Genomic DNA, 13,456 nt, shown 5'->3' on the forward strand with positions numbered 1-13,456 from the left:
GGATGTCCCCGGGGGCGGGCGCCGCCTCCATGCGGTTGGCGGAATCGTGGTGCTTGACCCAGTGGCGGTAGCCGTCGAGGTCGTAGAGCAGCCACAGCTTGATGCCCTCCCCCTCCATCACCCGCACCCCCTCGATGTCGAGGCCGGGATGCCGGGCCAGCGGTTCGAGCAGGGCGGGGGGCATGGCGGAGGCCCGCCGCGTGACGAGCCCGACTTCCCCGTCCTTCGCCCAGTAGGACGCCCCGGCGGCGGCGTTCATGCCGCCGCCGCCCAGATATCCGAGCTGGAGCCTGCCGTCATAGGTGACGATAAAATCGCGGGTGGTGTGTCCGAACACCGCCAGTTCGATCCTTCCTGCCATGATGACTCCTCATCCGCAGGCGGGGGAGCCGCGTCCGCCCGCCCGCGTTCTTCCACACGTATTTTCAGAGTTCTCCCGCCGAAAGCGCGGCGAGCGCCTTGGCGATTTCGCTTGCAAGGCGGACGTTGTTGTAAACCAGCTGGATGTTGGTGTCGAGGCTGCGCCCCCCGGTGATCTGCTTGACCCGGTCGAGCAGGAAGGGGGTGGAATCCTTGCCGTGGACGCCCTTCTCCTCGGCCTCCCGGACGGCCTGTTCGATGACCGGGTTGATCTCCTCCTGCGGGATTTCATACTGCTCTGGCACGGGATTGCAGACCAGCATGCCGTTGGAGAGCCCCATCTCCTGCTGGAGGTGGAAAATCCGGGCGATGTCGGCGGGGTCGTCCAGCCGGTAATCCGGGCTGTAGGGGCTTTGGGAGGAATAGAAGGCGGGCAGGCGGTCGGAGCGGTAGCTGACGACCGGGACGCCCTTCGTCTCGAGGTATTCGAGGGTGAGCGGGATGTCGAGGATGGCCTTGGGCCCCGCGCAGACGGTCAGCACGGGCGTGCGCGCGATTTCATCGAGGTCGGCGGAGATATCGAAGGATTCCGGCGCGCCGCGGTGGACGCCGCCGAGCCCGCCGGTCGCGAAGATGCGGATGCCCGCCAGGTGCGCGATGATCGAGGTCGCCGCGCTGGTGGTCGCGCCGTCCAGTCCGAGGGCGACGGCCGCGCCTATGTCCCGCCGGGAGAGCTTGCGGACCGCGAGGCCGGCCTTGCCCATATAGGTGATCTCATCGCGGTCCATGCCGACGATGATCTCCCCGTGGATGACGCCGATGGTCGCGGGGACGACGCCCTTTTCCCGGATGATCCGGTCCACCTCGAGGGCGGTCTCGACGTTTTGCGGGTAGGGCATGCCGTGGGAGATGATGGTGCTTTCCAGCGCCACCACCGGCCTGTTTTCGGCAAGTGTCGCCTCGACCTCCGGGGAAATCCGCAGATAGGTTTTTTTCATGTGCTTATGGTCCTTTCCTGGTTTGATGATTTCACTGGCCGGAAGCCGCCGCCCGGAATCTTGCGCGGAGCTGCGGCAGCTTCTGTACGGTGATGATGACAATGACGATCCCCATGAGAATTTTGGCCATGGCCTTGGGGACGCCGCCGAACATCTCGATCGCGATGGACCCGCTCGTCATGGCCCCCATAAAGAAGGCGGAGAGGGGCACGAGCGCGGGATTTCCGCCCGCGAGCAGGGAGACGACGATGCCGTCGAAGCCCACGTCGGGGGAGAAATCGATCATGAACCGCCCGTAATTCCCGAGGATTTCGACCGCGCCGCCCAGCCCCGCGATGGCGCCGCTGACGGCGTAGACGAGCATCTGCCGGCCGCCGACCCGCAGGCCGGAAAACTCGGCGAACCGTTCGTTCGCGCCGATGACCCGGCACTCGTAGCCGATGACGCTCTTCGCGTCGAAAAAGGCGATGACCGCCACCGCGATGAGCGCGATCAGGATCCCGGTGGTGACGTTGGTGCCGCCGATCAGCACGGTCAGGCGGGAGCCCTCCGGGATGTAGGCGGTCGAGCCGCTCTCCCCGAGGGTGCCCGGCTCGTAATAGGGATATCGCACGAGATATTCGGTGAAGAGGGTGGCCACGTAGTTGAGCATGAGCGTGACCACCACGATGCTCGCCCCGAAGCGGATGCTGATGGAGCCGGCGAGCACCGACCAGAGCATCCCGGCGGCCATTCCGGCCAGCATGGCGAGAGGAAGGACCACAAGGCGGGGCGCGCCTGGCAGGGCGAGGCCCACCGCCGTGGCGGCGAAGGCGCCCAGGTAGAGCTGGCCGGCCGCGCCGATGTTGAAGATGCCGCACCGGGAGGAGACCGCGAAGGCGAGCCCGGTGAAGACGAGCGGGGTGGCCCAGCGCAGCGAGCGCGCCAGGTTGTAGACGCCGCCGAACGCGCCCTTGAAGAGGGCGGAATAGATGGTGGCGGGGCTTTTGCCGCTGGCGAGCAGCACCAGCGTGTTGAGCGCGAAGGCGCACAGCAGGATGAGCAGGATGCGCGCGAGCCCCCGGAAAAACCGTACCGCTTTTTGATTCATCCCTCCGCCTCCTCGCTTTCCGTGATGCCGAACATCATCCGCCCGAGCTTGTGCTCGTCCGCCTCGGCGCGCAGCAGCTCGCCGGTCTTCCTGCCGCCGTACATGACCATGATCCGGTCGCTGAGCTCCATGACCTCGTCGAGGTCGGCGGAGATGAGCAGCACGGCGTTGCCCGCGTCGCGCATCTCCATGAGCATCCTGCGGATGTACTCCGACGCGCCGATGTCCACCCCGCGGGTCGGCTGGCAGGCGATGATGACGCGGGGCTTCTTGGAGAGCTCGCGCGCCACGACCACCTTCTGCATGTTGCCGCCCGAAAGGTTTTTGCAGGCCTCCTCGGGGGAGGACGCCTTGATCTGATAGTCCGCGATGAGCTTTCGGCTGACCGTCTGCGCCGCCCTCCAGTCTATGACCCCGTGCTTCGAGACGGGCGGGCCGTTCCGGATGCTGAGGACGAGGTTGTCGGTGAGGGGGAAGTCAAGGATGAGCCCCTCCTTGACGCGGTCCTGCGGGATGTGCGCGAGCCCCCGCTCAAACCGTTTGCCGACCGGCATGCGGGTGATCTCCTCCCCCTGCATTTCGATGCGGCCCGCAGCGGGGCGGCGGACCCCGATGACCGCCTCGGCCAGCTCGGTCTGCCCGTTGCCCTCCACGCCCGCCACGCCGAGGATCTCCCCCATGCGCAGCTCGAAGGAGAGCCCCCGCACCTCCAGCGTGCCGCGGTCCCCGGGGACCGCGAGGTCCTCGACCGAGAGCGCGACCGGCCCCCGGTCGGTATCCTTGGGCACGAGCCCCCGGATCTCCCGCCCGATCATCATCTGGGCGAGAAGGCGGGGGGTCACGTCGGATTTGTTCACCGTGTCGACCGACCTCCCCGCCCGCAGGACGGTGATCCGGTCGGAGATCTCCATCACCTCCCGCAGCTTGTGGGAGATGAAGATGACGGTGTGCCCGGCCTGCGAGAGCTTGCGGACGGTGTGGAAGAGCTCCTCGCTCTCCTGCGGGGTGAGCACCGCGGTGGGCTCGTCGAGGATGAGGATTTTCGCCCCGCGGTAGAGCGTCTTGACGATCTCGATCCGCTGCATCAGCCCGACGGTGAGGCTGCTCACCGGCGCGTCCAGCGGGAGGTCGACGTCGAAGTCCCGCCTGATCGCCTCGAGGTGGCGTTCCATCTCGCGGGGCTTCCACAGCACCCGCTGCCCGGGCGGCCGGTGCCCGAGCACGATGTTTTCCGCGACGGTCAGGGAGGGGGAGAGCATGAAATGCTGGTGCACCATCCCGATGCCGTTGGCGATGGCGTCCTTGGGGCTGCGCAGCACGAGCGGCTTCCCGCCGAGGCGGATCTCCCCCTCGTCGGGGCGCAGAAGCCCGTAGAGGATATTCATGAGGGTGCTCTTTCCCGCGCCGTTTTCACCGATCAGCGAATGGACCTCGCCCTTTTTCACGCCGAAATGGATGTGGTCGTTGGCGAGCGTCGCGCCGAACCGCTTGGTGATGCCGGAGAGCTCCAGATCGTATTCAGGATTCATCAAAGTCACCTGCCGCATCCCGGTCGCGTGGAACCGGCCGCGCCCAGAGGGCGCGGGCCGGTCCACTGGTGTGTCATTTCTGAATGTTGCGCTCGACCGTCAGCTCGCCGGCCTTGATCTTTTCGGAGACGGCTTCCACGTCGGCCACGCCCTCGTCAAAGGCGGCCTTGTCCTCCGCGCTGAGGTGCTCGGAGATGAGCGGGCTCACGGTGATGCCGATGCCGCCCTCCGCCAGCGTGGAGAAGTGGGTGCCGGGGGAGAAGCTGCCGTTGGCGAATTCACTGACCACCGAGTACATGGCGGGGCCGAACTGGGTCATCGTGTCGGCCAGCACGACCGCGGGGGAAATCTCGTTGTGGGGGGAGGAGTCGCCGATGATGAAGACGCCCTTCTCCTCGCCCGCCTCGATGACGCCCATCGCGGTGGCGGCGCAGTCGGTGATGATCAGGTCGCAGCCCTGGTCGATTAGGCTGATGGCGGCCTCCTTGCCCTTGGCGGGGTCGTCGAAGGAGTTCGCGTTGGAGAGGAGCACGTCAAAGTCGGGGTTGACCGATTTTCCGCCCGCCTTGAAGGCGTTGTAGTTGGCGATCAGCGCGCTCTGCTCGGCGCCGATGACGTGCCCGGCCTGGTTGACCTTGGTCATGTGGCCGGCGAGGACGCCGCACAGGTAGTAGCCCTCCCAGGTGGCGAAGTCGACGCAGACGACGTTGTCCATCTCGATCTCCTCGAGCGGGAAGACCATGCAGAATTTGGTGTCGGGAAACTCGGGGGCCACGGCCTTGAGCGCCTCCACCATGGTGGGCATGGCGCAGATGATCATGTCGACCCCCTCGCGCGCGAAGGTGCGGACGACCTCCTCGTGCTGGGAGGGCTCGAGCGCCTCGTAGATGGAGGTTTCGAGGCCGAACTCCCCGGCGGCCTTCTCAAGATTCTGCTTGAGGCTGTCCATCGGCCCGGAGTCGCCGAGACTCTGGGGGATCACCATGACGACGCGGCGTCCGCCGGAAGCGGGGGCGGGTTCCTGGGAGGCGGCCGGGGCGGCCTGCGCGCCGCTGTCGGGAGCGAGGGAGGCGGCCGGACTGCCGCCGCAGCCTGCCAGCAGGGAAAGGGACAGGGTCAAAACGAGCATGAGAGCGAGAGCCTTTTTCATGAGATTCCCTCCTTATTCATCGTCAGAATTTGGTGTTCCCGGCGTCCACGTTGATCGACTGGCCGCGGATCATCGCGGCGGCGGGCGTGCAGAGGAAGGCGACGACCCGGCCGACCTCGACCGGCTGGATCAGCCTGCCGAGCTGGGGCGGGCCCCAGGTCCTTTCGCAGTCGGCGACGGTCACCCTGCCGCCCGTCTGCTGCTCGGTGGCGGCCATGCAGGCCCGGAGCATGGCGGTGTCCACCGCGCCCGGGCAGACCGCGTTGACGTTGATGCCCAGCGGGGCGAAGTTGGAGGCCATGCACTGGGTCATGTTGCTGACCGCCGCCTTGGAGGCGCAGTAGTGCACCTGGTCGTCGTAGGTGACCTTGGCGCCGTTGGAGGAGAGGTTGACGACGTTGCCGCCCTTTCCCGCCCGGCGCAGCCCGTCCGCGAAGAGCTGGGTCATCCGGAAGAGCCCCTTGACGTTGACGCCCAGAATGAAATCCCAGTCCTTGTCCCCGATCTCGAAGATATCCTGCATCAGCGTGACGCCCGCGTTGTTCACGAGGATGTCTGGCACGCCGAGGACCTGGCGCGCGCGTTCCAGCGAGTCCCGCACGGTGTCGGGCTTGGTCACGTCGCAGTAGCTGGCGGCGGCGTCGATCCCCTCCAGCCGGAGCTCCTCGGCCGCCCTGCGCAGGCTCGATTCGTTGATGTCGCAGAGCATGACGGACGCGCCGAGCTGGCCGAGCGCCCGGGCGATGCCGAGGCCGAGCCCGCTGCCGCCGCCCGTGACGATGGCGACGCGGCTTTTGAGGGAGTAATAGTCGTTCATGGAAGCCTCCTTCTCTAGTAGGCCTCGGCGAGCATGACGCCGCCGTCGGCCAGGATGGTCTCTCCCGTCACCCATGCGGAGAGCTCGCTGCAGCAGAAGATGCAGACGTCGGCGATGTCGACGTGCTGCGCGATCCGCCCGAGAGGGGCCCGGTCGCTGTAGCGTTCCCGCCAGCCGGGGACGTTCTGGTCGAGGCCGGGCGCGTCGATGAGCCCGGGCGCGACCGCGTTGACGCGGATGCCGTACTTTCCGAGCTCAAAGGCCATGCAGCGCGTGACCATCTCGAGCCCCGCCTTGGAGGAGCCGTAGACGAGCCCGTCGGCCATCGGCCGGAAGGCGTTGATCGAGAGGATGTTGACGATGGCGCCGCCCGTCCCCTGGCGGATCATCTGGTTGGCGGCGGCCTGCGCGCAGAAGAAGGCGCCCCGCAGGTTGGACTGGTGCATGTCGTCCCATTCGGCCTCGCCCACGGTGAGCAGGTCGTGGTGCGGATAGATGCCCGCGTTGTTGACCAGCATATCCACCCGGCCGAAGACCTCCGCCGCCTTGGCGATCATCTCCCGGCTCCTGGCGGCGTCCCGCACGTCGGTGCGGATGGCAAGCCCTTTGGCGCCGCGTTTTTCGATCTCCGCCACCACCTCGGCGGCGGGGTGCGCCGGGTCCTCGGTGCGGTAGGTGATCACGACGTTGGCCCCCGTCTCGGCGAACCGCTTTGCGATCCCCGAGCCGAGCCCGGCGCGGCCGCCGGTGACGATCACGGTTTTCCCCGAGAAGTCGAGCATCTTTTGAATTGGTACTGCCATGGAAATCCCCCTTTTTCGGTTTAGTTGTTGGTCGCGGCTGGGTTTGGCTTATGGACGGCGGGCTTTTTCAGGCGCAGGTTGCGCAGAATCAGCACCGCAAGCGTGACGAGATAGGGAATGGTGAGCACGAGCGGCCCAGGGAGGTTCAGGTTCTGGACGCGGAAGGTGACGACCTCCGCGAGCCCGAACACAAAGCTCGCGAGCGCCGCGGCGAAGGGGTTGGCGTGCCCGAAGACGACCGCCGTGTAGGCGAAGAACCCGCGCCCCGCCGTGATGTTCTCGGTGAACATCTTGACGTACCCGAGGGAGAGGTGCACCCCCGCCAGCCCACAGAGCATCCCCGCGAAGACGGAGGCGGCCAGCCGGTAGCGGTAGACGGGGATCCCGGCGGCGGCCGCGGCCTCCGGCTTTTCCCCCACGGCGCGCAGGGAGATGCCGAGGTGGGTGTGGAAGAGCAGGAAGTGGAGGGCCGCGACGAGGAGCAGGGAGACGTAGACCAGCGCGGTGTGGTTGTTGAGCACCTTGTCCAGGAAGGGGACCCGGTCGAACAGGGGGATCGAAATCCGCGGGAGGCCGATGATGCGCGGGTTCCCGACCGTCCCGGCGTCCCCGAAGATCATCTTCATCATGTAGGTGGTGGCGCCGATCGCCAGCGTGTTGATGCCGATCGAGACGATCGTCGCGTTGGCGCTCAGCCGCTCGGTCAGCCAGATGTAGAGCAGCCCGCAGACCGCGCCCGCCGTCAGCGCGAAGGCGACTCCCATGAGGGGGGAGGCGGTCAGGTAGACGCCCAGCACGCCGAAAAACGCGCCGAAGAGCATGATGCCCTCGTGTGCGATCGTGAACACCCCGGATTTTTCAAAGACGACGCCGCCCATGGCGGCGAGCAGAATGGGGGCGGCGGTGCGCAGCATGCCGGCCAGAATTTCGAGCATGGTCTTCCCCTCCTTGAAAGGTTTCGCGTGTAACGGCTTTGTGCCCGCAGGCGGAATGTGAAAAAATCTGTTACCGGAATTACCGGCTGCAAGCCCATCTTAACACGGCGTTTTTACGCATTGCAATACGGATGTGGGGGCGGGCGGAAAGATTCGGAGAATTGGCCACATGGGGGTCCGGGAGCTTGGGAGAAAGCCACATAAAAAATCACAAAATAAATCATTTTGTGATTTTTGTGGGAGAAAACAGGCGCTGTATTGACAAAATATTCACATATGCTTGAATTTTCCAACACAATTTGTTATGATTTGGCAAGATCATAACAGGAAGGGATTGCTTCGATTGGACAAAAAACTGTTGCGGATCAACCGGATGACAGAGCTTCTGCAGCAAAGGCGCTCCTCCACGGTCCGGGAGCTGGCCGGGGAACTGAAGGTGTCGGAAATGACCGTCCGCCGGGACCTGGAGGTGCTGATGGACGGCGATATTGTGACCGTCGCGCACGGCCACGTCCTGCTCAAGAACCCCCAGGCCCGGCCGGTCATCGGACCGGACTACGAGTGGGCCTATGAAAACAGCTCCCACTTCGAGGAAAAGGAGCGGATCGCCCGTTTCGCCGCGTCGATGATCGAGCCGGGCGACATGGTCATCCTCGACGTGGGCAGCACGCTCGAGCGCCTGCCCCGTCACATCCCGGCGGACATGGACTTTTCCGCCATGTGCTTCAGCGTCAGCGTCTTCAACCAGCTCCGGCAGAGGCCGAACCGGCGGCTCATCCTGGGGGGCGGGAGCTACCACCACGCCACCGACATGTGCGAATCTCCCGAGAATGTCGCGATGGTCAACAACCTCCGCGCCAACAAGGTTTTCCTCTCGGCGGGCGGGGTGCACCGGGAGCTGGGGGTCACTTGCACCTACCAGTACGAGGTGGACCTCAAGCTGGCGGCCATCAGCTCCTCCAAGACGCGCATCCTCGTGACCGATTCCAGCAAGTTCGGCAACGTCCGGGTGGCGTTTTACGCCCACCTGTCCCAGTTCGACGCGATCGTGACGGACACCGGCCTGCCCGAGGACTGGCGGGAGTGGATCGGGGAGGCGGGCATCAAGCTGCACCTGCTCTAGGCGCGCCCTTTTTCGCGCAGCAAAAAAAGCGGACATTTTCCGAAGAAAATGTCCGCTTTCCTTATGGAGAAAACGTTCCCGCGGGCCCGCTATCCGGGGCCGCGCCCGCCCGCGGGACGGGCGGGGGGCGTCCCGCGCGGGGACGGCGCGCCGCGCCGCTCCCCCCGGCCCTTCGCGCGGCCGGGCGCCTGGCGGCCCGCCGGTTTTTCCGCCGCCCGGTCGGGCGCGCGCCGGTCGGGCGGGATCAGGCAGTTCGGCCCGTTTCCGACGAGGTCCATCCGGCCGGTGCGCTGGAGCGCGGTGAGCACGGCGCGGCGGTTCTCGGGCTTATAGTACTGGAGCAGCGACCGCTGGAGCCATTTGTCCTCCTGCGAGCGGGGGACGAACACCTCCTTGAGGGTATAGGGGTCGAGCCCGGTATAGAACATGCAGGTGGAGACGGAGCCGGGCGTGGGGTAGAAGTCCTGCACCTGCTCGGGGCGGATGCGGTGCTTTTTGAGGAAGACCGCGAGGTTGACCGCGTCCTTCAGCGTGGAGCCGGGGTGGGAGGAGATGAGGTAGGGGACGAGGTACTGCTCCTTGCCCACCTGTTTGGTGAGGCGGTAGAACCGCTCGGCGAACTTCTCGTAGACCTCGATGTGGGGCTTTCCCATGCAGTCGAGGACGTGGGCGCTTGAATGCTCGGGCGCGACCTTGAGCTGGCCGCTCACATGGTACTGGAGCAGCTCGCGCATAAAGCGGTCGTCCTGTTCGAGCATCATATAGTCGTAGCGCAGGCCGGAGCGGACGAACACCCGTTTGACCCCGGGCAGCCCGCGCAGGCGGCGCAGCAGGTGCAGGTATTCGCTGTGGTCGACCTCGAGCGCGGGGCAGGGGGTGGGCGCGAGGCATTTGCGCTCGGCGCAGAGGCCCTTGGAGAGCTGCTTTTTGCAGGAGGGACGGCGGAAGTTGGCGGAGGGGCCGCCCACGTCGCTGATGATCCCCTTAAAGCGCGGGTTTTTGAGAAAGCCCTCCGCCTCGGCGACGACCGATTCCTCGCTGCGGCAGGTGACGGCGCGGCCCTGATGGAAGGCGATCGAGCAGAAGTTGCAGTTGCCGAAGCAGCCGCGGTTGTGCATGATCGAGAACTCGACCTCCTTGATCGCGTCCACGCCCCCCTGCGCCTCGTAGGAGGGATGGTACATCCGCTCGAAGGGCAGGGCGAACACCGCGTCGAGCTCCTCCGTCGTGAGCGGGGGCATCGGCTCGGTTTGCACGAGGAAGCAGTCGTCCCCCTGCTTCTGGATGATCTTGCGCCCGCGCACCGCGTCCTGTTCCTCAATCTCGGTGCGGGTGGCCTTGGCGTAGGAGAGCTTGTTCTCCTTCACCTTGGCGTAGGAGGCCACCGACACGGCGTCGGCGGGCAGCCCCGGCTGATTGGTGAGGTAGCAGACCCCCTTGCAGCGGATCTCTTGGGCGGGCACGCCCTTTTCCAGCTCCCGCGCGATATGCTCCGTCTGCTTTTCCCCCATGCCGAAGATGAGCAGGTCGGCGCGGCTGTCGACCAGAATGGAGGGCATCACCGTGTCCGCCCAGTAGTCGTAGTGGGCGAAGCGGCGCATCGACGCCTCCAGCCCGCCGATGACGATCTGCGCGTCGGGGAAGAGGGCGCGGATCCTGTTGCAGTAGACGGTTGTGGCGCGGTCGGGGCGGCGGCCCGCCTTCCCGCCCGGGGTATAGGCGTCGTCCGAGCGTTTCCGCTTGGCGGCGGTGTAGTGCGCGACCATCGAATCGATGTTGCCGCCCGTCACCCACCAGCCGTATTTCGGCGCGCCGAAACGCAGGTAGTCCGCGTCGGACACCGGCTGGGCGATCATCGCCACCCGGTAGCCGAGCGATTCCAGCAGGCGGGAGACGATCGCGATCCCGAAGCTCGGGTGGTCGACGTAGGCGTCGCCCGTCACGCAGATGAAATCCGGCCGGTCCCATCCGCGTTCGCGCAGCTCCTGTTTGGTCAGCGGTAAAAACATCGTAACGCTCCTCGGCCGCGCGGGGCGGCGGAAATGAGAGATGCCGCCGGGGGCGGCATCTCTGGGACGAATTTTATTAATCGGCGCGGTTCAGCTTCATTTCGGCCCACCGCTCGGGGGAGATGAGCACCTGGCGCGGCTTGCTGCCCTCGAAGGGGCCGACGATGCCGCGCTGCTCCATCTCGTCGACGATGCGCGCGGCGCGCGCGTAGCCGAGCTTGAGGCGGCGCTGGAGCAGGGAGGTGGAGGCCATCCCCGCCTCGACGACGCATTCGATCGCGGGCAGGAGCATCTCGTCCTCCGCGTCCTCGCCCGCCGCCGCGGAATCGCCGCCGCCGTTTTTGCTCCCCTTGCCGGCGACGACGTGGTTGTCGATCTCGCTGACGATCTCCTCGTCGTACTCGGCGGAGGCGTCGCTCTTGATGAAGGCGATCACGTCCTCGATCTCCTCGTCGGTGACGAAGCACCCCTGCACGCGCACCGGCTTGGCCGCGCCCACGGGATTGAAGAGCATGTCCCCGCGGCCGAGCAGCTTTTCCGCGCCGCCCATGTCGAGAATGGTGCGGCTGTCCACCTGCGACGACACCGCGAAGGCGATGCGGGAGGGGATGTTCGCCTTGATGACGCCGGTGATGACGTCGACCGACGGCCGCTGGGTGGCGATGATGAGGTGCATGCCGGCGGCGCGGGCCATCTGCGCGAGGCGGCAGATGTAGTCCTCCACCTCGGTGGGGGCGGCCATCATGAGGTCGGCGAGCTCGTCGATGATGATGACGATCTGCGGCAGGGTGGTCATCCCCTCGGTGCGGGCGGCGAGGTGGTTGTAGGAGGAGAGGTCGCGCACCGAGTTGTCCGCGAAGAGCTTATAGCGCTTGAGCATCTCGGTGACCGCCCACGAGAGGGCGCCCGCCGCCTTTTTCGGATCGGTGACGACCGGCACGAGCAGCTGCGGGATGCCGTTATAGACCCCCAGCTCGACCACCTTGGGGTCGATCATGAGGAAGCGGACCTCCTCGGGGGTGGATTTATAGAGCAGGGACATGATGATCGAGTTGATGCAGACCGACTTGCCCGAGCCGGTGGAGCCGGCGATGAGCAGGTGGGGCATCTTGGAGATGTCCGCCAGCGTCACATTGCCCGCGATGTCGCGGCCGAGCGCGGCGGTGAGCTTGCTCTTGGCGCCCTGGAACTCCTTCGAGTCGATGATCTCGCGGATGGACACCGCGCTGATCACCTTGTTGGGCACCTCGATGCCGACGGCGGCCTTGTTGGGGATGGGGGCCTCGATGCGCACCCCCGCCGAGGCGAGATTGAGCGCGATGTCGTCCGCCAGTCCCGTGATGCGGCTGATCTTGACCCCCGCCGACGGCTGAAGCTCATACCGCGTGACCGCCGGGCCCCGGGAGATGTCCACGATGCGCGTCTGCACGCCGAAGGAGGCGAGCGTGTCCACCAGCCGCTGGGCGTTGGCGCGCATCTCGTCGGTGATGTCCGTCTCGCTCTTGCGGCGGGGTTCCTTGAGCAGCCCGACGTGCGGCTTCACATAGGCGGGGTGCACCGGGATGGTGGATTCCGCCTCCAGCTCCATCTGGATGCCCTCGTCCGGCTTGCCGCGGTCGAGCGGCGGCGCGGGGACGGGGTCCGGCTCAAAGGGCGGCGCGGACTCCGGTTCGGGCGCGGGCTCCGCCTTGAAGGAGAAGCGGCCGGTGTCGGTGGCCGCCTTGCTCACGAGATCGTCGATCGACGGCTGGGGCGCGGGCACGAACTCCATCGCCTCGTCGGCGGGCAGCAGCGAAAAGCCCCCCGCCAGCGCGGGGTCGAAGTCGTCGTCGAGCGGGATGTCGATCGCGGCGGCCTTCGGCCGGGGCGCGGGCGGCGCGCCCGCCTGCGGCACGTCGGAGGTGAGGTCGGGAGCGGCCTTCGCGGTTTTGCGGCCCCGGCGCGGGGTGTCGAGCGGGATGTCGATGGGCGTCTTCGGGGCGGCCTGGGCGCGGGCGGCGCGGCGCTCCTCCTGCTTCTGCATCTGGTCGGCGTAGGTCTCCTCGATCTTTTTGACGGGCTGGTGCGCCGCGCGCGCGAGCCCGATGAGGGTGCCGCCGGTGAGCAGCATCAGGAAGACGAAGATGAGCAGGACGATGACGACCCCCGCGCCCACCTTGCCGAAGAAGTGCAGGAGCGGAAGCCCGGCGATCGCGCCGAAGAGGCCGCCGCTCTTGACCTCGGTGCCGCGCAGGATGCATTCGACGAGCATGTCCAGCAGGTGGTCGCTCTCGGGCAGGCCCATCTGGAAGATCTGCAGCGCGCCGCAGAAGAGGACGACCAGCACGCCACATTCAAACGCACGGGCCTTGAAGGGCTTGTCCATCGTGAGCAGCGCGGCTATGTACAGGAGGGTGACGGCGACGAAGATCGCGCCCCACCCGAAGAGGCCGAACATGGCGTTGTGCAGCCAGTTCCAGCCGCTCGAGCCCTTGACCAGGGTGAGCGCGGCGACGAAGATGCCGACCGCAAAGAGGATGATCGCGTGGATCTGCCGCCGCGCGCGCTGCTGGGCGGCGTTTCGTTTGCGGGTGGCTGCGGCGGATTTGCCGCGGGAATTGGATGAGGTTTTGGTGGCCATGATACCCTCCTGAGCAACTGCG

General features: G+C 66.4%; 11 protein-coding genes. 1 reads left to right on the top strand and 10 read right to left on the bottom strand.

The annotated features are described in order from the left end of the window. From RCI06_RS07085 to RCI06_RS07120, 8 genes are all read right to left on the bottom strand, one after another. Positions 1-361 (bottom strand): hypothetical protein (locus RCI06_RS07085; RefSeq protein WP_306575259.1); only part of this gene is annotated, 361 nt, incomplete at its 3' end. Between the two features lie 64 nt (positions 362-425). Beyond that, entirely contained in the window at positions 426-1,358 is a 933-nt protein-coding gene (locus RCI06_RS07090) for a pseudouridine-5'-phosphate glycosidase (RefSeq protein ID WP_306575261.1), read from the bottom strand. A 31-nt stretch (positions 1,359-1,389) separates the two neighbouring features. After that, the gene (locus tag RCI06_RS07095; protein WP_101552507.1) at positions 1,390-2,448 is read right to left on the bottom strand and encodes an ABC transporter permease; all 1,059 of its coding nucleotides are present in this window, start codon (positions 2,446-2,448) and stop codon (positions 1,390-1,392) included. Continuing rightward, positions 2,445-3,977 carry an ABC transporter ATP-binding protein gene (locus RCI06_RS07100; RefSeq protein ID WP_306575264.1) on the bottom strand — a complete coding sequence of 511 codons (1,533 nt, stop codon included), beginning with the start codon at positions 3,975-3,977 and terminating at the stop codon, positions 2,445-2,447. Before RCI06_RS07100 ends, RCI06_RS07095 begins: the two co-directional genes overlap by 4 nt. A 73-nt stretch (positions 3,978-4,050) precedes the next feature. Next, a complete protein-coding gene (locus tag RCI06_RS07105; protein WP_306575267.1) occupies positions 4,051-5,127 on the bottom strand; it encodes a BMP family ABC transporter substrate-binding protein in 1,077 nt (358 codons plus the stop codon). A gap of 22 nt (positions 5,128-5,149) precedes the next feature. Then, entirely contained in the window at positions 5,150-5,944 is a 795-nt protein-coding gene (locus RCI06_RS07110; protein ID WP_306575269.1) for an SDR family NAD(P)-dependent oxidoreductase, read from the bottom strand. Positions 5,945-5,958: 14 nt separating this feature from the next. Next, positions 5,959-6,747: an SDR family NAD(P)-dependent oxidoreductase gene (locus RCI06_RS07115; RefSeq protein ID WP_306575272.1), complete on the bottom strand. Its 789-nt coding sequence runs from the start codon at positions 6,745-6,747 to the stop codon at positions 5,959-5,961. 20 nt (positions 6,748-6,767) lie between these two features. Next, complete coding sequence (locus RCI06_RS07120; RefSeq protein ID WP_276873418.1) at positions 6,768-7,682, bottom strand: ABC transporter permease; 915 nt, start codon at positions 7,680-7,682, stop codon at positions 6,768-6,770. Between the two features lie 373 nt (positions 7,683-8,055). On the opposite strand from RCI06_RS07120, the gene RCI06_RS07125 reads away from it, so the two are divergent. Next, positions 8,056-8,805: a DeoR/GlpR family DNA-binding transcription regulator gene (locus tag RCI06_RS07125; protein ID WP_276873415.1), complete on the top strand. Its 750-nt coding sequence runs from the start codon at positions 8,056-8,058 to the stop codon at positions 8,803-8,805. A gap of 89 nt (positions 8,806-8,894) precedes the next feature. Here the strand turns inward: RCI06_RS07125 and RCI06_RS07130 are convergent, their stop codons facing one another. Together RCI06_RS07130 and RCI06_RS07135 are read right to left on the bottom strand one after the other, a co-directional pair. Beyond that, positions 8,895-10,814: a YgiQ family radical SAM protein gene (locus tag RCI06_RS07130; RefSeq protein WP_306575276.1), complete on the bottom strand. Its 1,920-nt coding sequence runs from the start codon at positions 10,812-10,814 to the stop codon at positions 8,895-8,897. Between the two features lie 76 nt (positions 10,815-10,890). Beyond that, positions 10,891-13,434 (bottom strand): DNA translocase FtsK, encoded by a 2,544-nt coding sequence (locus RCI06_RS07135; RefSeq protein ID WP_306575278.1) that lies wholly within the window; start codon positions 13,432-13,434, stop codon positions 10,891-10,893. Positions 13,435-13,456 lie beyond the last annotated feature (22 nt).

It is taken from the genome of Anaerotruncus massiliensis (ex Togo et al. 2026) (genome assembly GCF_030825285.1).
Classification (GTDB): Bacteria; Bacillota; Clostridia; order Oscillospirales; family Ruminococcaceae; genus Anaerotruncus; species Anaerotruncus massiliensis.

Coding starts and splice junctions, on each gene's coding strand:
- RCI06_RS07090 (WP_306575261.1), bottom strand. CDS start 1,358: ATGAAAAAAACCTATCTGCGGATTTCCCCGGAGGTCGAGGCGACACTT.
- RCI06_RS07095 (WP_101552507.1), bottom strand. CDS start 2,448: ATGAATCAAAAAGCGGTACGGTTTTTCCGGGGGCTCGCGCGCATCCTG.
- RCI06_RS07100 (WP_306575264.1), bottom strand. CDS start 3,977: ATGAATCCTGAATACGATCTGGAGCTCTCCGGCATCACCAAGCGGTTC.
- RCI06_RS07105 (WP_306575267.1), bottom strand. CDS start 5,127: ATGAAAAAGGCTCTCGCTCTCATGCTCGTTTTGACCCTGTCCCTTTCC.
- RCI06_RS07110 (WP_306575269.1), bottom strand. CDS start 5,944: ATGAACGACTATTACTCCCTCAAAAGCCGCGTCGCCATCGTCACGGGC.
- RCI06_RS07115 (WP_306575272.1), bottom strand. CDS start 6,747: ATGGCAGTACCAATTCAAAAGATGCTCGACTTCTCGGGGAAAACCGTG.
- RCI06_RS07120 (WP_276873418.1), bottom strand. CDS start 7,682: ATGCTCGAAATTCTGGCCGGCATGCTGCGCACCGCCGCCCCCATTCTG.
- RCI06_RS07125 (WP_276873415.1), top strand. CDS start 8,056: ATGACAGAGCTTCTGCAGCAAAGGCGCTCCTCCACGGTCCGGGAGCTG.
- RCI06_RS07130 (WP_306575276.1), bottom strand. CDS start 10,814: ATGTTTTTACCGCTGACCAAACAGGAGCTGCGCGAACGCGGATGGGAC.
- RCI06_RS07135 (WP_306575278.1), bottom strand. CDS start 13,434: ATGGCCACCAAAACCTCATCCAATTCCCGCGGCAAATCCGCCGCAGCC.